A 17,385-nucleotide genomic window follows, 5' to 3' on the forward strand; every position below is an offset into this window, starting at 1 on the left:
CGACGGCGGCGGCTGGGACGACTGATCGGACGGCGGCACAGATGAGGCCCCGGCCCGCCGCAATCGGGCCGGGGACCCCGATCCCCACCATTGTCCGACAATCCGCACGCCGTACACGCATCACCGGGCCCGGACACCAGGCGTCACACCCTGGTGCCCGGGCCCGTACCCGTCCTCCCGCGGACCGGCTCACCTGGGCGTCTCCGCTCCTGACGACCTCGCGCCGGCACATCCGGCCGCCCCCTCGCCACCCGTTTTCCTCCCGGCGTTTCCCTCGCCCCCGAACGAGTGAGAAGGGGCGCGGACCGCCGGAACCGGCTCGTCCGTCCGTGTGGTCAGTCCAGCCCGTGGTCGCGGGCGTAGCGGATGGCCGCGACGCGGTCGCGCGAGGCGGTCTTGGTGAAGATCCGGTTGATGTGGGTCTTCACGGTGTTGCCGCTGAGGAAGAGCGTGTCGGCGATCTCGGCGTTGGTCATGCCCCGCGCCATCAGCGTGAGGATCTCCGCCTCACGACGGGTGAGTCCGTGCGGCAGCTCCCGGTCGGCGGCGTCCGGCCGCGCGGGCGGGCCGGTCCGGTGCGCGGCCGCGGCGAGCAGCGTGGCGTGGACCTTGGGGTCGAGGACGGAGAGCCCCGCGACGGCACTGTGCAGGGTGCGGGCGATGTGCAGGCGGTCCGCGTCCTTGGTGAGGTAGGCGCGGGCCCCGGCCCTGAGTGTCTCCAGGACGGAGGTGTCGTCGGCGTACGTGGTGAGCACGACGACGGCGACTTCGGGGTGTTCGGCGGTGAGCCGGCGGGTGGTCTCGGTGCCGTCGAGCACCGGCATGTGCAGATCGAGCAGGATCGCGTCCGGGTGGTGCTCGGCGACCCGGTCGAGCGCCTGCCGGCCGTCGGACGCGGAAGCGACGATGTCGATGTCCGGCAGCAGGCCGAGCATGAGGACCAGCCCCTCCCGGACGGTGGTCTGGTCGTCGGCGACGACCACCCGCAGCGGCCGGTCGGCCGGGGCGCTCATCGCGGCACCTCGGCACGCACGCACCACCGTCCGTCGCGTACCCCCGCGTCGAGGGTCCCGCCGAGCAGCAGGAGGCGCTCACGCATGCCGGTGAGGCCGTAGCCGGCGTCGACGGTGGCGAATTCCGGCCGGTCGCCGGTGCGCCCGGGGTCCGGGAGGGCGAGGGGGTTGTCGACGGTGAGGGTCACGTGATCGGCCTTGTAGGCCAGGGTGACCTCCACCGGCTGCGCGGGGGCGTGTTTGGCGGCGTTGGTCAGGGCTTCCTGCGCGGTACGGAAGAGGGGCAGTGCCTGGTCCGGGGAGAGCGGCGCGGGCTCGCCCTCGACTCTCAGCCGTACCGCACCGCCGTGCCGCTGCCGGTGGGTGTCCGCCGCCGTGGCCAGTTCCTCGTCGAGCGGTGCGATGTCGGCACGCAGGGCGTGCACCGCGCGGCGGGTCTCGGTGAGCCCGTCGGCGGTCAGCCGCCTGGCCTCGGCGAGTACGGTGACGGCCCGGTCGATGTCCTGATGGTCCGTCAACAGGGCGTCGGCGGCCTGGATCTGGATGCTCAGCGCGCCGAGCGAATGGGCCAGGACGTCGTGGATCTCGCGGGCGATCCGGGTGCGTTCGTCCAGGACGGCGACCCGGCGCTGCTCGGCGCGGAGGAGTTCGCTCTGGGCGAGCAGGGCGGCCGACTGCTCGGCGCGCACCCGGTAGGCGCGCCGGTTGTGACTGGCGATCAGCACCATCACCACCAGCGCCGGATAGCCCAGTGCGAGCCCGTCGCTCGCCCCGGCGACCAGGACCCCGGTCTCGATGGCGACCACCGTGCCGCCCGCCACCGCCCAGCCCACGGGAAGAATCGACTCAGTGCCCAGGTCCATGATGATCATCAGCGAGATCGCCACGAGCGGTCCGGTGTGCACGAAGGCGCTGGCATAGCCGCAGACCACGGCGGCGACGGCGAAGAGGCCCTGGATCAGCGGCAGTTGCCCGGCAGGGCGCTCGCCGAAGGCCTCGGTGAGCCCCCACAGCAGCAGGGCCAGTCCGCCGATCGCGTACGCGACCACGGCCCAGGCCGTCGCCCCGGCCCCCGGGCCCGTGAACGCCACCACGCCGACGAACACGTACGCGCCGCTCCTGAGCAACCATGACACCGTACGCAGCACATGCGCAGGATACCGATGCGACGGCCCTACGGCGGCTTCCGGGCAGTTCGCCTCTTCAAGGACCGCGGGACGCGGTCCCGTTCCGGTCATCGCCGGATCCGGCGGCGGGCCCGGTCGCGGTGCCGGTCCCGGTCATGCGGGATGTCTCGCTCCGAGCGGGTGCAGGGCCTCGTCGTGCGGGGGTACGCGGGCCGGTGCGCACCGGTGGTGGGCGGCGCTGCGGCGTCCCGGTCGAAGCGGTCCGCCAGGGCGCCGCGCACGTCGAAGGAGCGGCCGTCCCTCTCCGGAGCGAACGGCACGCCGGAGGCGAGGGCGCGCGGCGTGACGACGGCTGCCTGGCCGAGCCGGTTGACCCCCAGCAGCAGCAGAATCGGCGCCGAGGAGCCCGCCACGTGGGCGTGGAGCGCCGTGGCGACGAACGTCATGACGACCCGTGAGGCCACCAGCGCGAGCCACAGCCACAGCCCGCGCACCGGCATACGGGCCCACAACACGCCGTCGCGTGGCCGCAGTCGGATCAGCGCCCCCTGGGCTCCTCCGATGCCGGCCGCGATCACCGCGCTGATCACGAGGCACGCGAGATCGGTCGTCGTGAGGTGGCGGCCGCTCTTGCCGAGGCTGGTGAAACCGATGACGGCCAGGATCGCGGGCAGCAGGATCAGCCGCTTGGCGCGCAGTGGCTCACCGCTCAGCTGACGCACGATGACGAAGATCACGACACCGACCGCGGCCAGTACGTGCAGGACGTTCACCTGAGAGCTCCCCTCGGGGCGCCGGTCGGACCGGATGTCCGCCGGCTCGCGCCGACGCTATGCGGGCCCGCACGTCACCGCGTCACCCCTGGCGGTGACGTGCGGGGTGACGCCGGCGTCCGCCACCGGTACCAGCGCTCGGCGCCGAGGATCACCCCGGACGTCACCCCCTGCCACGGCGCGCACGACCGCCCCGGACACGAGCCTGGACGGGCCGGCCGCACACCCCGGCCCGGCCGTCCACCGAGAGAGGCTCGTGTCCCATGTCCACCCTCACCCAAGCCATGATCATCAACGGTGCGGTCCTGATCGCCGTCCTGGAGGCGGACCTCGGACCCCACCGCAGGATCGGCAGGCTGCGTATCCTGCGGCCGGCGCTGATGGCCGGCGCGATCGTCCCGCTCTTCGTCAAGAGCCCGGCCACACACGGTTTCGGCCTGGCGCTCGAACTCACCGCCACGCTCGCGGGGTTGCTCGTCGGCCTGCTGGCGATGGCCTTCACCACCGTCTACCGCAGCCCCACCACCGGCGGGCCGGTCAGCCGGGCGGGGTTCGCCTACGCGGCGCTGTGGACCGTGGTGATCGGTGCGCGAGCCGCCTTCTCCTACGGCTCCGCGCACTGGTTCGCCCCGCAGCTGGGCCGCTGGATGACCGAGCACCAGGTGACCGCCGACGCCCTCACCGACGCGCTGCTGCTCATGGCCGTAGCGATGACACTCACCCGCACCCTCGGCCTCGCCGCACGGGCGATGACGGCCGGCCGCCGGACGCTGAGCGCCGCGGCCGAATAGCGTCCCGCGGCCCGCACCGCGTGCCCGCGGCCGATCCCCGAGGGGATGGCATCGCCCATGCCGGTCACCGCCCGTTCCGCCCGCTCGGACCCCGTGGCCCCGGGCACCGCCGAGCGGGCCCCGCGGCGCCTGTGGCGGCCGGTCCCGCCGCGTCGGCCTCCTGCCTCACCTCTGCACCTCTACCGTTTGCACCTCTACCGTTTCCATCGTTCTCCACTCGCCCGTGCGCGTCGCGCCGAGGATCTCCGAAGATCAGGGAGCCCCGCCCGGCACGGCAGCGCGGGGGCCGACCGCCGGCGGGCACCATTCGAAGAGCTGGATGGTGACGTCGTCGCGCAGCTGGTCGCGCTGGTAGTCGAGGACGGCGTGGATGAGCAGCCGCAGCACCTCGGCCGGGTGCTGGCCCGCGGCGTTGGAGCGGATGATGAAGTCGGTGAACCGGTCGAGGCCGAACTCCGCGCCGTCCGCGTCGCGCGCCTCCACGACCCCGTCGGTGTAGAGCAGGACGCAGTCGCCCGGTTCCAGGACCGTCTCGTGGACCTGCCGGACGGCCGGGGCGAGCAGGCCGGCCAGGCCGATCGGCGGCTGCGGCGGACTGTCCAGCGCCCCGGCGAGCACCCGCTCGGCACGGATCAGCAGCGGCGGGGGGTGCCCGCAGTTGACCCAGCGCAGCACCCCGGTCTCGGCGTCGAGCCGGCACACCACGCCGGTGCAGAAATGGTCGGGCAGCCAGCGGGCGAGCGCCTGGTCCACGGCGCCGACGACGTCGGCGAGGTCGCCCCCGCCCCGGCGGGCGTTCCGGGCCGCCGCCATGGCGACCGAGGTGCTCAGGCCGGCGGCCAGATCGTGCCCCATGGAGTCGAGGATCATGGTGTGCAGCACGTTCTTGACCACCGAGTGGTCGAAGGCGTCGCCGGCGATGTCGTACGCCGGCTCCAGGACCGCGGTAGACACGCACCTGCGGCTGCCCACGGTGTGAGGGGGCAGGAACGCGCGCAGCATCTCGGCGGGCAGCCCCATCGACATGGTCCGGGTGCGGCCGGCGAGCCAGTCGCTGTAGGTGCGCTTGGAGGTGACCAGCATCGCGAACAGGTGGGAGAGCATCCGGCAGCGGCCCAGCCGAACCCGGTCGGGCGATACGGCCCGCACCCCCAGTACGCCCAGCCGCTCCGCTCCGTCGACCAGGGGCGTCCAGACGGTCACGCCGTCGTCGCCGTTGACGACCCGGGGAGAGACCGTGCGGTAGGCCCAGCCGGCCGGCGAGCGGTCCACCGGCAGCGGCCGCAAGGCCTCGTCGAGGGGGACGAGCAGCCGTTGTTGCAGGTCGACGAGGTAGACCAGCGCGGTGTCCAGGCCGAGGGCCGAGGCACACCGGTTCGCCAGGGCCGGCAGTTCGAAGGGCAGGGCCGACTGCGCCTCGATGATCAGCTTCTCCAGCAGATCCTCGTCGACGGCGGTGTCGGGACCGGAGAACGCGTGCGGCGGATCCGACACGGTCATCACCCCTTCCGCGCCCAGTCTCACACCGCTTCCGTCCTCTCTCAGGTCAGGCACGCACGATCACGGCGGGCAGGGGCGGCAGCCGGGTCGGTCGGCCGGTGCCCGCCCTCGCCGCGAGCGGACACGCCCCGCCGAGGTCCTGGCCGAGACGGTGGACCGGACGACGGCATCTCCACCTGGCCGACCGGGCAGTCGCGGCATCGGTTCACCGGGGATCCGGCCGTACGACTCGCCGACGCGCTGACCGACGTGAAGCACCGCCGAAGGTGAGCCACTGCACGGGGCCGTTCCCCCAGCGCGGCCGCCGGGCGGCGGCGCTGGACCTGGACACCCGCACCGGCTCAGACGGCCGAGCCGCACCGTCACCGTGTCTCCGGCACGTCCGGGAACCGGCCCCCGGACCGCAGCTCGAACCAGACGCTCTTGCCGGTGGCCGTCCGTCTGCTGCCCCAGGCGTCCGCGAGCAGGTCGATCAGTTCCGTGCCGCGGCCGCCCTCGGCGTCCGGGTCGACGGCACCGCGCACGGGACCGGTGGACTCGGTGTCCTCGACCTCGCACAACAGGCGGCCCTGGCGCAGCTGGAGATTGAGCCTGAGCGGACCCCGCGTGTGGCGCAGGGCATTGGTGACCAGCTCGCTGACCAGCAGCTCCGCGGTGTCGGCGAGGTCACCGACCGCCCAGTCGGTCAGCTGCTCGGTCACCAGCCGCCGGGCTCGGCCCGCCGAGATCGGTTCCCGCCGCAAGGGCCAGGAGGCGTCCCAGGCGGTGGGCCGGCCGCGGGGAGCGTCCAGCGGACGCAGCGGTGCCAGCGTGCGGGACCACATGGCCCACTGCCTCGCGAACCACGACGGCGCGGCACTGCGGGACGACCCGCTCTCCCGGTGACGGGCGAGGGTACGGCCGACGGGACGGCCGACTGTGTCGATGGCGTCGGTGGCCATGGCGATCAGTCCTTCGAGGCTGGTGGAGAGCGGCCACGGGATACGCGCCGGCCACTGGCCGGACCCGTACATGTAGCAACCGCTACACCCAAATATAGACGTAACGGCTGCTACAGTAAAGAGCAGCCCAAAGTTCTCAAAAGTCAGTAATCGGTCATCGATTACCGGAGCGTCCCTCACGCGTCCAGGAGCCCCGCATGCCCCGCCCGCCCGACCCGGCCAAACGGCGCGCCCTTCTCGACCGTGTCCGCGCCTACGCACTGCGCAACGGCCTCACGGATCTCTCCCTGCGCCCGCTGGCCCGGGCCCTCGGCACCAGCGACCGCATGCTCCTGTACTACTTCGGCACCAAGGAACGCATGATCGCCGAAGCGCTCGCCCTCTTCGAACGCCGCCCCCTCCTCCGCGTCCGCACCGCGCTCGAGACGACCGGCTCCCCCACGGACCCCGCGGGCCTGCGCCGCTTCATGGAGGAACTGTGGCGACAGTTCGGCGAACCCGACGTACGCGCCGCGCTCCCCCTCTACCTGGAGGTCATGAGCGCCAGCGTGCTCCACCCGGACCGCTACGGACCCGTCATGCGCGACATCGTCACCGAGTGGACGGACCTGCTCACGTCGGTCTTCCACGGCCTGGGCATGAACCGGGACCAGGCCCTGACCCAGGCCACCGTCCTCACCGACGCCTGCCTCGGTCTCCTCATGGCCCCCCTGGCCAACGGCCATTGGGCACAGGCCGACACCGCCTTCCACGCCCTCCTCGACGCCCTCGAACCCGGCTGGCGCATCCCGGAGAGCACACGGACGTCGGCGGATTCGACAGCACGGACGGCGAACTGATATCGCCACGGAGCTGAGGGAGAATCAGAAAGCTTTCCACTCCGATCAGTTGGGGCAACTTCTTACCCGACGCACACCCATAAGTTTTCAACATCTCTCTAAAATCTCGGCATGGGCATCCTCATACCTGGGCTCGCTCCGTCACTCGTGTGCGTGCTGACCTTCGCCGTGATCTTCGCCTGTCTGTCCAAGATCCTTCTCCCGAGGATCAACAACGTACTGGCTGAACGCCGGGACGCCATCGAGGGTCAGCGGGAACTGGCCGAGCGGACGACGATCGAGGCCGGTGAGGTCCTCGCCGAGTACCGCGAGGAACTGGCGGACGCCCGGCACGAGGCGGCACGCCTGCGTCAGGAAGCCCTGGAGCAGGGCGCTCGGCTGATCGCCGAGACGCGTGCCGAGGCGCTGCGGGAACGCGAGGCGATGACGACCGAAGCGCAGGCCCGGATCGCGGCCGACCGGGCGCTCGCGAAAACAGAGCTTCACGGTGCCGTCGTGTCACTGGCCACGGAGTTGGCCGGGCGGGTGATCGGCGAACCCATCGACAGCGTCGTCCGGGAGAGCGACGTCGTGGACCGCTTCTTCTCGGACCTCGACGACCGGAGCACGGCAGGTCTGCAGTAATCACCTTGTACCGGGGAGCTCGGGGGTGCCGGGGGTGGCGGTCCGGCGGGCCTTCGACGGCGCCGACCGGTCCCGGACCAGCCACGTCGGGTCGACGCCGGCATCGTCACCACCCGTGACCGCCGCTGGTGTGGAACAGGGCCAGGCCGGCGGTGGCCACGACGAGGAGCCGTGAGAGGCGGCCGGGGCAGAACAGCGCCGCCAGTGCACAGGCGACGGCCGCGTACCACGGCATGGACCATGGTGCCGCGATGATCCAGGCGAAGGAGAGCACGAAGGGGACGGTGACGACGACAGGCGCCCCCGCGGGAACGTGCCGGTGGAGTACCAGGGCCAGCGCGAGCATCAGCACGGGCCACAGAACGCTGACGCTCGCCGCGGCCGCGCGGGGCCCGGCGGCAACGGTCGCATAGTGTTCGAACACGCCCCACAACGACGGCATCGACACCATGTGCGAGGCCTTGGAGAGCGGGTCCAGGGCGTGCAGGCCGTACGTGCCGTAGAGCACCGCCACCGTCAGCGTGGCCGCTCCCACCACGCAGGCGGCCCGCCCCCACGCACCGCGTCGCAGCAGCAGCCAGAGCACCCCGGCGCCGAGCAGTGCGGCGCTGGCCTTGATGCCGCAGGCCAGTCCGACCAGGCCGCCGATGGTCAGGTCGCGGCGCCTTCCGCCGGTGCCGCGTGCCAGGTGGACCACGCAGACCGCCAGGACGGCGACGACGGTGTCCAGGTGCCCGCCCCCGACCAGCACACCGATCAGCAGCGGATTGGCACTCCACAGGAGCGCGGCCCGGACCGGATCGTCGGCCATCCGCATCAGCAGGAGGCCGACGCCCAGGAAGGCGGCCGCGTTCGCGAGCATCAGCACCCATATCGTCAGCCACGGCTGGTTGCCGCCCACAAACGCGGCGGCGGCCTGCCACCACGTGGCGACGGGCCCGTACACCGACGGGGAGTTCCGCCAGGCGTCGCCGACCACGTGCGCGTAGGCTCCGCCCAGTTGGGCGGGGGTCGTCACATACGGATCACCACCGAGGGCGGCGATACGACCGTAGGCGGCGTAACTCGCCGTGTCGGAGGAGCCGACCGGGGTGAGGTTCGCGAGGAGGAGCACGGCCAGCGCACCCGCGCGGAACAGGGTTCGGGGATCGGGACTCCACCCTCTGCTGTGCGCGTGGAGCAGACCGAGCGTCGCGCCGCACGACAGCACGACGGCGGCGGCCATGGCCGCCTCGGAGACGGTGCCGGGCATGGCGGGCAGCCGGAGCCAGGTGATCGGCACCCTCAGCGTGTTCGGGTTGGGCGCGCTCGCACCGACCAGCCCGAACAGGAAGACGCCCGCCCCCGCCGTCCACGACGCGGCGCGCGGCCGCAGCGGGCCGTCACCTGTCCGAGCCGTGTACCCGGCCGTCCGCCTGCCCCGGGCGCCGGGCCGCAGAGTCCATTCGTTGTCGTTGATCGTCAAGGTCGGCCTCTGGGTCGCACTCGGCTCACGGCTCTCTCACACACGGGCGATCGGGAAAGGCCCCTCCCCCACGGCACGGCAGCCTCCCACACGGCCGGCCGCATCGACTCGCACACGTACACGTTTGCGGAGGCACACATAAGGCCGCGCTGCATGTGCGGTCTTCCGATCGTCCGGGGGTCTCGGGCCTGATCACCGCATGGTAGGGGGTCCGTCGTCGCTGTCACACCCATGGGCGGGTGGGGTCGCCCGGGGAATTCGGACTGATATTCACCGGCGTGCCCCGGATCGCACACATCGACCCGGTCGCAACTCCGCCTCCCTGCTTCCCGTCAGCCATGGTGCGACTGTAACCACGGGTGACGAAGGAGAGGACAGGGAGGAGGACGAACACGGCGACCGCGAGCAGCGGTGCGACGAGGACCCCAGAGCCCCGGCGCCGAGGTGGGCAAGCGCTCCGCCCCGGAACCGGGCCGCCCGTGCCGCACGTACGTGTCCTCCACGTCGGACACCGCCGGGCGGCTGCTGCAGCCGGACCCGGCTCACCGGCCGGCGGCCGTCGCCTGGCGTGCGGCCGGTGTCGGCTCCTGGCGGCCGTCGGTGCCGAGCGCGGCCAGGATGTCCTCGACGCTCTGTTTGGCGTCGCCGAAGAGCATGCTGCTGTTCTCGCGGAAGAACAGCGGGTTCTGCACGCCCGCGTAACCGGAGGCCATGGAGCGTTTGAAGACCACGACCTGGTCCGCCTCCCAGACCCGCAGCACCGGCATGCCCGCGATCGGGCTGGCCGGGTCCTCGGTCGCGGCCGGGTTGACGGTGTCGTTCGCGCCGATGACCAGCACGACCGAGGTACCGGCGAAGTCGTCGTTGATCTCGTCCATCTCCAGGACGATGTCGTACGGGACCTTCGCCTCGGCCAGCAGCACGTTCATGTGCCCGGGCAGGCGCCCGGCGACGGGGTGGACGCCGAACCGGACCTCGACGCCCCGTCCGCGCAGCCGGCGCGTCAGCTCGGCCACGGGGTGCTGGGCCTGCGCGACGGCCATGCCGTAACCGGGGGTGATGATCACCGAGCGGGCGCGGGCCAGCATCCCGGCCGCCTCCGCGGCCCGCACCTCCCGGTGCTCGCCCTGTGACTCCGCGCCGCAGGACGGCGCCTCGACGCCGAACCCGCCCGCGATGACGGAGAGGAAGGAGCGGTTCATCGCCTTGCACATGATGTACGAGAGGTAGGCACCGGAGGAGCCCACCAGCGCGCCCGTCACGATGAGCAGGTTGTTGTCGAGCAGGAAGCCGGCCGCAGCCGCCGCCCAGCCCGAGTAGCTGTTCAGCATGGAGACGACGACGGGCATGTCACCGCCGCCAATCGCGGCGACCAGGTGCCAGCCGAGGGCCAGCGCCAGCGCGGTCACCGTGATCATCAGCGCCAGGCCGGGGCTGACGGTGAACCAGGCGGTCAGTACGGCGAAGGCGCCGAGCGCACCGAGGTTCAGCGCGTTCCTGCCCGGCAGCGTCAGCGGGCGGGACGTGATGCGCGCCGAGAGCTTCAGGAACGCGACGATCGAGCCGGTGAAGGTGACCGCGCCGATGAAGACGCCGATGAACACCTCGGCGTGGTGGATGCCCAGCAGGCCGGCGCCGATCCGGGTCTGCGCCCTGCCGTGCGCCTCCACCTCCAGGTAGCTGTTCCAGCCCACCAGCACCGCGGCGAGGCCGACGAAGCTGTGCAGCACCGCGATCAGTTCGGGCATCTGCGTCATCTCGACACGGCGGGCCCGCCACAGGCCGATCGCCCCGCCGAGCGCCATCGCCACCACGATCAGGGTCACCGCGCCGACGGTGATGCTCCGCGCCGCCAGCACGACCGTGGCGACCAGAGCGAGGGCCATGCCGGCGATGCCGTAGACGACACCGGCGCGGGAGGTGCGGTGCTGGGACAGGCCCGCCAGGCTCAGGACGAACAGCAGCGCGGCGACCAGGTCGGCGGCGTGGGACGCCGTCAGTGAAGTCATCTCGGCTCAGCCTTTCGAGAACATGGACAGCATGCGGCGGGTGACGGCGAAACCTCCGAAGATGTTCACGCTCGTCAGCAGGATCGCCACGAAGGCCAGCGCGGTGACGATCCGGTTCTCGTGCCCGATCTGCAGCAGGGCGCCGATCACGACGATCCCGGAGATCGCGTTGGTCACCGACATCAGCGGCGTGTGCAGCGCGTGGTGCACCTTGCCGATGACGTAGTAGCCGATCACGACCGCCAGGGTGAACACCGTGAAGTTTCCGGCCAGTTGGGCGGGAGCGAGGGCCACCAGCAGGAACAGGGCGAGCATGCCCAGCCCGATCAGGCCGTAGCGTCGCGCGGGCGTCAGCCTCGGCCCCTTCGCCCCGGGTTCGCGCGCGGCGGGCACGGCCTTTGGCTCCGCGGCCCGCGCGGTCGGCGCGGCCGAGACCGCCACGGGCGGCGGTGGCCAGGTGACGTCGCCGTCCCGCACCACGGTCACGGCCCGTTGTACGGCGTCGTCGAAGTCGATCGTCAGCTGCCCGTCCCTGCCGGGGGTGAGCAGGTTCAGGAGGTTCGCCAGGTTGGTGCCGAAGAGCTGTGAGGCCTGGGCGGGCAGCCGGGAGGCGAGGTCGGTGTAGCCGATGAGGGTGACACCGTTGTCGGTGACGACCGCACGCCCGGGTACGGTGCCCTCGACGTTGCCGCCCTGGGCGGCGGCCATGTCGACGACGACGCTGCCCGGTTTCATGACCGCCACGTCCCCGGCCGTCAGCAGGCGCGGCGCCGGCCGGCCCGGGATCAGCGCGGTGGTGATCACGATGTCCACGTCCTCGGCCTGCTCGTGGTAGAGCTCGGCGGCGGCGCGATCGTAGTCGGCGGAGGTCGCCTTGGCGTAGCCGTCGGTGCCCGCCTCCTGGACGACGTTCACCGGGAGGTACTCGCCGCCCAGCGACTTCACCTGCTCCGCGACCTCGGGCCGCGGGTCGGTGGCCCGCACGATCGCGCCGAGGCTGGAGGCGGCGCCGATCGCCGCGAGACCGGCCACGCCCGCACCGGCGACCAGGACCTTCGCCGGCGGCACCTTGCCCGCCGCGGTGACCTGGCCGGTGAAGAACCGGCCGAAGACGTGGGCGGCCTCGATCACCGCCCGGTACCCGGCGATGTTCGCCATCGACGACAGCACGTCCATCGGCTGGGCGCGTGAGATGCGCGGGACCGCGTCGAGCGCCAGCGCGGTCACCCCGGCGTCCGCCAGTGCCCGCAGCAGCGCGGGGTGCTGTGCCGGGGCGAGCAGGGCGATCACGGTCGCGCCGTTCCGCAGCCGGGCGATCTCCGTGTCGGAGGGGGCGTTCACCTTCAGGACGACATCCGCGTCCCAGGCCTGGCCGATACCGGCGCCGGCGTCGAGGTAGGCCTGGTCACCGAAGCCGCTCGCCGCGCCGGCCCCGGACTCCACCACCACCTCGTAGCCCAGACCCAGCAGGTGACGCACCGTCGGCGGCGTCGCCGCGACCCGTGTCTCCCCGGACAGGGACTCGACCACGACGCCGATGCGCTGGGGCGGGTGTTGCGCAGATTCTTGTGCAGACATGTCTGTTGTTCTCTCCCGGTAGGAGGGTCTGACGGATATCCGCGATCAGACGGGCGTCCACAGAACTCGTTCCGTGGAGGCGGGCCGGGGGAAACCTACCCGCCCCGGGGGCCCGGGCCGACAGACACGGCCCTGGTGTATTTCACTCGGCGGTCCGACCACCACGGCGGCGCACCCGGACCGTGGTCTCCCACGCCAGGGTGGCGACGGCCGTCAGGGACAGCAGCAGGTAGAAGACGAAGAGCTTGTGCAGGTCGTCGAGGAGGTACCAGACCGACGCGGTGGCGCAGAACCAGAAGGCGACCAGTGGACCGGCGCCGCCCTCCGTGCGGCGTGCCGCGCTCGCCAGACAGCAGACGGCGGTCAGCGCCAGCAGCGCGGCGATGCCGACGTACGAGTGGGCCCACCCGTCGTTGGCGCGCCGCAGTTCCGAGTTGACCGCCACGGCCTCCGCCACAGGACCCCAGCCCAGGACGCACGACAGACGTGTCGACCAGGGCAGCGTCACCATCCCCAGCAGGCCGGCCGCGGTGGCGGCCCAGCCGAAGTGGGCCGTCTCCACCACGTGACCGCGTGCGCACAGCAGCGCCAGCAGGCACCCCGACAGCGCCAGGACGCTGTCGACCGTGAGGCGCGACACGAACCCGCTGCCGGGGGCGCTGCGACGGCCGGAGGGCGTCGGCGCGGGCAGGGGGGCGGGAGCCGGGGCCGTCGCCATGACGGACCGCTCCAGGGCGTCGGCGAGGGCGGCGCCCATCTGCCGCGCGTCAGTGAATCGTTCCTTCGGATCCTTGCGCAGAGCGCGCTGGATCACCGCCTCCACCGCCGGCGGCACCTGCGGGCGGAGCCGGGAGACCGGCTCGGGTTCGGCGAACAGGTGCTGGTGCATGACGGCGAACGGAGATGCGCCGTGGAACGGCGGCTGCCCGGTCAGCAGTTCGTGCAGCAGGCACCCCATGGCGTACAGATCGGCCCGGTGGTCGATCTCCGCCCCGCTGATCTGCTCGGGCGAGAGGTAGGCCGGGGTGCCGATGGCGGCGCCGCTGCCGGTGATGCGGGTGGCCGTCTCGGTGAAGGCCTTGGCGATGCCGAAGTCGAGGACCTTCACGGCGCCGGGGCCGGGGCCGGTGCGCATGATGTTCGAGGGTTTGATGTCCCTGTGCACGATGCCGTGTTCATGGCTGTGCTGCAGCGCGTCCAGCACGGCGCATGCCGTCTCGATCGCCTCGGCGACGGGCAGCGGGCCGTCGCGCAGGGCCTCGGCGAGGGTCGTGCCCGGTACGTACTCCATCACCAGATAGGGCCGCGGGCCGTCGGGGTCGGGCTCCTCGCCGACATCGTGGACGGTGGCCACGGCGGGGTGGTTCAGCGCGGCCGCCGCGTGTGCCTCGCGCCGGAAGCGGGCTCGTGACTGCGGATCGTGGGCCAGCGCCGAGGAGAGCAGCTTGACCGCGACCGTGCGCCGCAGCTGCCGGTCCACCCCCCGATGTACCGTGCCCATGCCGCCCTGCCCGAGCCTCTCGACCAGTTCGTACCGGTCACTGAGGACCTTGTCCCGCCCCACTCACGCCTCCCCGCTCGTCTCAAACCCGACGAAGCTTACGGCTCCCGGGAGCCGAGGGTATCGAGGCGGTTGCCGAGGCCCTTGCCGCCGCATGTTCAATGTCCGCGTCGGGCGGCTGAGGTCCGGCCGGCGTTCTCGCCGGACCTGGGGCTCGAAAGAGTGCGGCTCGCGGGATGAAGGTGTCCAGGGCGCGGGTGCGGCGGGTGGCGCGCCCGGGCCCGTGGGACCCGGCGCGCGACGGCTTGCGATGGCGTGCGATGGCCGGCCCCGCCGCGACTCGGGACACGTCGTGCGTTCACCCGCTCGCGGCGAGGCCGCCATGCCTCGGGAAAGTCGAGGTCAGACGTCCTCGACATCCGTGAAGAGGAGCCGCACTCCGCCGGTCGCCAGCTCGAAGGCCTTGCCGACGAACGCCTTTGCCTCCTCGGTCGTCACGGCCCTGCTGGCCGCGGCGTAGTCGGTGAAGTACATGTCGAGGACGCGGTAGGCCGGCGTCGCACTGCCGTCCTCCTTCGGCCAGACCTTCGCACTCTCGACCTTCTGGACGCCGGGGATCTTCTTCGCCAGCACGATCTGCTCGTGATGACCGGCCTCGAACTCCTCGGGGGACTTCGGGTTCTCGTAGATTGCGGTGATCTTCGTCGGCACTATTCCTGCTCCTTGTCCGCTACTGGGTCTTCCATTTGGCATTCTCGGGAATCGACTTGTCGGGCACGTGGACCTGGATGATGGACGGGCTGTCCGAGTTCTTCAGGGCACCCGTCACAGCGGCCGTCAGCTCTCCGTACGTGCCGACTTCCCACCCTCGGCACCCGAAGACCTCCGACAGCCTGCTGTAATTCCACCGGTGCAGGACACACGGCTTGTAGAACGGCTTGTCGGCATGGAAAACCGACGCGTCGCCGAGCCACTGCTCCACGGCGTAGACGCCGTTGTCGATGACGAAGACGATCGGGTTGAGCTTGAAGCGGGTCTGCGTCGAGAGGCACTGGGCGGTCATCTGGAAGCCGCCGTCCCCCGAGAAGACCATCACCCTTTGGTCGGGCGCCTTCGCCAGGCACATACCCGTCGCGGCCGCCGCGCTGTAACCGATCGCCGAGTAGGACGACTGGGCGATGAACCCGCCCGGCCTCGGCACATCGAGCAGCAGGCTGCCGAAGTAGTTCATGCTCGCGTCGGCGCCGACGATGGTCTTCCTGTCGATGTACGGCTGGATGAAGTTGTAGAACCCCTGGTACGTGATCACATCGGACGAGCCCGAAGTCGGCGCACTACGAGCCGGCTTCTCCGGAAGTTTCCGTGTTCTGGGCGCGATTTTCTGCGCCAGGATGCCGTCCATCAGGTGCTCCAAGGCGACCTGCCCGCCGAAGAACGTGCCGAACTTGACCGCGTCGAACGACGCGAACGCGGTCTTGTCGTAGTCCGGCTCCCACCCCAGCGAGTTGATGTCCGTCAGCCACACGCCGAGGGCCAGTACGAAATCAGCCGTCGCGGCCAGATCCGTGACGGCCGTCGAGGACGCCTGTCCGTCGAGCACGCCGACGAACAGGGGATCGTCCTCGGAGAGGACGGCCTTGCTGAGGAGTTGCGTGACGAAGGGGACGTTCAGCTGCTGTATCAGGCTCATGGCCTTGTCCTGAAGGCCGAGCCGGTCGATCTCCACACCGACCCAGACGAGCGGGTTCTCGGCGCTTTCGAGCTTTGCGCGGATCTGCGCCACCGACTGTTCCAGGCTGGTCTCGTCCGACAGGATCCTGGACGGCTTCAGAACGCCCCTCGGCGGCTCGCACGGCAGGTCGACCATGTCCTGGAGGAGCTCGATGTAGATCGGACGCCGTGCGCTGATGCACTGAGTCAGCGCGTAATCTATCAACGCCGGTGCGACGTCCGGGTTCTCGATGCGTACGGCTGCGACCGTGATGTGCTCGAAGGACTGGAGGTCCGTTTCACGTCCGCTGATGAAGTGGTGCGCGCTGAACCCGGTCTGCTCGAAGACGATGGTCTTCTTGATGCTCGGCGTGCCGTTGATCAGCACGAGCGGCACCTTCTCGACATAGGCGCCGGCAACGGCGTTCACGGCGCAGAGCGCGCCTGCGGAGTAGGTGACACAGAGGGCGCCGATGCCCTTCAGTCTCGCGTATCCGTCCGCCGCGTAACCGGCGTTCACCTCGTTGACTTCCTCGATGATCTCGATGCCGCCCGGCGCGACGTACCGGTTCAGCCATTCGATCGAGTAGTCGCCCGCGATGGAGAAGAGATGCCCCAGCCCCAGTTGGCGGAGCCGGTCCACCAGGTACTTCCCTACGGTGCAGTTCTCGTCCATGGTCCGTATGCCTCCGGGGTCAGTAGTCGCTCGCGCCGCCGAACAGCCGGGGCATGTAGATGTCGAATATCCCCGGGCACTTGCGTTCGGGATACCGCTGGAGCATGAAACCCTTGAAGGCGTCGCCCGTCAGTCCGTTGCCGATCGCCTGCCGGGCGGCCGAGAGGTACTCGATGTTGCGCGCGACCTCGTTCTTGTCGGCCGGCAGGCCGTGGCCCGGCATGAACAGGTCGTAGTCCGACAGCAGCATGTCCTGGAGTACCTGGATCCAGTGGTCCATGTGCTGCGTCAGGTACAGATGGGTGCCGCTGTAGACCAGGTCCTGGGTGAAATGGACCCCCAGGTCAGGAAGCCTGATGGTCAGGTGGAAGTCGATCTCGGTCTCTGTCACCCGGTCGAAGAGGTACCTGACCCCGTCGATCGTCTCGGTGCCCGGGCCGACGGCCTGCTTGGGCACGACGATGCGGTCCGGGACGAGGTCGCCGAGCTTCCAGTGGTCGCTTCTCGACGCTTCCCCGTGCTCCTGGATGAAGCTCATGGTCTCGGGCAGCGCGTGGACCGGGATGTCGCCGAACGCCGCCCCGACACCGAACCAGTGGTCGGGGTGCCGGTGGGAGAGGTACAGCCGCTCGATCGGCTTGCCCAGGCTGTCCGCGTAGTCCCTGAACGCCCTCGCGTAGGGGACGAGGAACTGCCCGTCCACGAGCACCAGTTGGTTCCTGGTCTCGATGATGTGCGTGGCGTTCGCGATGTTGCTGTACGCGAAGGAGGCGACGAAGGTGTGAATACGGACGTCGCCCCGCTGCCTCACGACCATGATGATGGGATCTGACACCTG

At 70.9% G+C, this 17,385-nt stretch carries 15 protein-coding genes; 3 read left to right on the forward strand and 12 right to left on the reverse strand.

Features of this window, described 5'->3' with window-relative positions; translation table 11 throughout:
- Positions 1 to 335 precede the first annotated feature (335 nt).
- The 3 genes from BIV23_RS01450 to BIV23_RS01460 all read right to left on the reverse strand — a co-directional run bounded on the left by BIV23_RS01450 (position 336) and on the right by BIV23_RS01460 (position 2,913).
- A complete protein-coding gene (locus BIV23_RS01450; RefSeq protein ID WP_071378853.1) occupies positions 336 to 1,013 on the reverse strand; it encodes a response regulator in 678 nt (225 codons plus the stop codon).
- The gene (locus BIV23_RS01455) at positions 1,010 to 2,140 is read right to left on the reverse strand and encodes a sensor histidine kinase (protein WP_177239647.1); all 1,131 of its coding nucleotides are present in this window, start codon (positions 2,138 to 2,140) and stop codon (positions 1,010 to 1,012) included. The genes BIV23_RS01450 and BIV23_RS01455 overlap by 4 nt, the downstream gene beginning before the upstream one ends.
- 107 nt (positions 2,141 to 2,247) lie before the next feature.
- Positions 2,248 to 2,913 (reverse strand): hypothetical protein, encoded by a 666-nt coding sequence (locus tag BIV23_RS01460; protein WP_071378855.1) that lies wholly within the window; start codon positions 2,911 to 2,913, stop codon positions 2,248 to 2,250.
- Positions 2,914 to 3,176: 263 nt separating this feature from the next.
- Between BIV23_RS01460 and BIV23_RS01465 the strand changes: the two genes are divergently transcribed.
- Positions 3,177 to 3,704 (forward strand): hypothetical protein, encoded by a 528-nt coding sequence (locus BIV23_RS01465; RefSeq protein ID WP_071378856.1) that lies wholly within the window; start codon positions 3,177 to 3,179, stop codon positions 3,702 to 3,704.
- Between the two features lie 252 nt (positions 3,705 to 3,956).
- Here BIV23_RS01465 and BIV23_RS01470 read toward each other — a convergent pair whose 3' ends face one another.
- Together BIV23_RS01470 and BIV23_RS01475 are read right to left on the reverse strand one after the other, a co-directional pair.
- Positions 3,957 to 5,204: a PP2C family protein-serine/threonine phosphatase gene (locus BIV23_RS01470; RefSeq protein ID WP_071378857.1), complete on the reverse strand. Its 1,248-nt coding sequence runs from the start codon at positions 5,202 to 5,204 to the stop codon at positions 3,957 to 3,959.
- Positions 5,205 to 5,566: 362 nt separating this feature from the next.
- On the reverse strand, positions 5,567 to 6,145 hold the full coding sequence (locus tag BIV23_RS01475) for an ATP-binding protein (protein WP_245790283.1): 579 nt from the start codon (positions 6,143 to 6,145) through the stop codon (positions 5,567 to 5,569).
- Between the two features lie 197 nt (positions 6,146 to 6,342).
- On the opposite strand from BIV23_RS01475, the gene BIV23_RS01480 reads away from it, so the two are divergent.
- A complete protein-coding gene (locus BIV23_RS01480) occupies positions 6,343 to 6,984 on the forward strand; it encodes a TetR/AcrR family transcriptional regulator (RefSeq protein WP_071378858.1) in 642 nt (213 codons plus the stop codon).
- A 111-nt stretch (positions 6,985 to 7,095) separates the two neighbouring features.
- On the forward strand, positions 7,096 to 7,608 hold the full coding sequence (gene atpF, locus BIV23_RS01485) for a F0F1 ATP synthase subunit B (protein WP_071378859.1): 513 nt from the start codon (positions 7,096 to 7,098) through the stop codon (positions 7,606 to 7,608).
- Between the two features lie 106 nt (positions 7,609 to 7,714).
- On the opposite strand, the gene BIV23_RS01490 is transcribed toward atpF, so the two are convergent.
- The 7 genes from BIV23_RS01490 to BIV23_RS01520 all read right to left on the reverse strand — a co-directional run bounded on the left by BIV23_RS01490 (position 7,715) and on the right by BIV23_RS01520 (position 17,382).
- The gene (locus BIV23_RS01490; protein WP_071378860.1) at positions 7,715 to 9,073 is read right to left on the reverse strand and encodes an MptA/MptB family glycosyltransferase; all 1,359 of its coding nucleotides are present in this window, start codon (positions 9,071 to 9,073) and stop codon (positions 7,715 to 7,717) included.
- A 542-nt stretch (positions 9,074 to 9,615) separates the two neighbouring features.
- Positions 9,616 to 11,082: a Re/Si-specific NAD(P)(+) transhydrogenase subunit beta gene (gene pntB / locus BIV23_RS01495; RefSeq protein ID WP_071378861.1), complete on the reverse strand. Its 1,467-nt coding sequence runs from the start codon at positions 11,080 to 11,082 to the stop codon at positions 9,616 to 9,618.
- A gap of 6 nt (positions 11,083 to 11,088) precedes the next feature.
- Positions 11,089 to 12,660, reverse strand: coding sequence for a Re/Si-specific NAD(P)(+) transhydrogenase subunit alpha (locus tag BIV23_RS01500; RefSeq protein ID WP_071378862.1), 1,572 nt, complete (start codon positions 12,658 to 12,660; stop codon positions 11,089 to 11,091).
- 142 nt (positions 12,661 to 12,802) lie between these two features.
- Positions 12,803 to 14,224 carry a protein kinase domain-containing protein gene (locus tag BIV23_RS01505; protein WP_071378863.1) on the reverse strand — a complete coding sequence of 474 codons (1,422 nt, stop codon included), beginning with the start codon at positions 14,222 to 14,224 and terminating at the stop codon, positions 12,803 to 12,805.
- Between the two features lie 339 nt (positions 14,225 to 14,563).
- Positions 14,564 to 14,872, reverse strand: a complete 309-nt coding sequence (locus BIV23_RS01510) for an EthD family reductase (RefSeq protein ID WP_071378864.1) — start codon at positions 14,870 to 14,872, stop codon at positions 14,564 to 14,566.
- A 19-nt stretch (positions 14,873 to 14,891) separates the two neighbouring features.
- The gene (locus BIV23_RS01515) at positions 14,892 to 16,547 is read right to left on the reverse strand and encodes an alpha-keto acid decarboxylase family protein (protein WP_071378865.1); all 1,656 of its coding nucleotides are present in this window, start codon (positions 16,545 to 16,547) and stop codon (positions 14,892 to 14,894) included.
- 19 nt (positions 16,548 to 16,566) lie between these two features.
- On the reverse strand, positions 16,567 to 17,382 hold the full coding sequence (locus BIV23_RS01520; RefSeq protein WP_218161847.1) for an MBL fold metallo-hydrolase: 816 nt from the start codon (positions 17,380 to 17,382) through the stop codon (positions 16,567 to 16,569).
- Between the last annotated feature and the right edge of the window lie 3 nt (positions 17,383 to 17,385).

The sequence above is a fragment of the Streptomyces monashensis genome (assembly GCF_001866665.1).
Classification (GTDB): domain Bacteria; phylum Actinomycetota; class Actinomycetes; order Streptomycetales; family Streptomycetaceae; genus Streptomyces; species Streptomyces monashensis.

Bases quoted from the DNA above. Each gene is read 5' to 3' on its own strand.
- BIV23_RS01500 (WP_071378862.1), bottom strand. From the start codon at position 12,660: ATGTCTGCACAAGAATCTGCGCAACACCCGCCCCAGCGCATCGGCGTC.
- atpF (WP_071378859.1), top strand. From the start codon at position 7,096: ATGGGCATCCTCATACCTGGGCTCGCTCCGTCACTCGTGTGCGTGCTG.
- BIV23_RS01470 (WP_071378857.1), bottom strand. From the start codon at position 5,204: ATGACCGTGTCGGATCCGCCGCACGCGTTCTCCGGTCCCGACACCGCC.
- BIV23_RS01515 (WP_071378865.1), bottom strand. From the start codon at position 16,547: ATGGACGAGAACTGCACCGTAGGGAAGTACCTGGTGGACCGGCTCCGC.
- pntB (WP_071378861.1), bottom strand. From the start codon at position 11,082: ATGACTTCACTGACGGCGTCCCACGCCGCCGACCTGGTCGCCGCGCTG.
- BIV23_RS01480 (WP_071378858.1), top strand. From the start codon at position 6,343: ATGCCCCGCCCGCCCGACCCGGCCAAACGGCGCGCCCTTCTCGACCGT.
- BIV23_RS01450 (WP_071378853.1), bottom strand. From the start codon at position 1,013: ATGAGCGCCCCGGCCGACCGGCCGCTGCGGGTGGTCGTCGCCGACGAC.
- BIV23_RS01475 (WP_245790283.1), bottom strand. From the start codon at position 6,145: ATGGCCACCGACGCCATCGACACAGTCGGCCGTCCCGTCGGCCGTACC.
- BIV23_RS01465 (WP_071378856.1), top strand. From the start codon at position 3,177: ATGTCCACCCTCACCCAAGCCATGATCATCAACGGTGCGGTCCTGATC.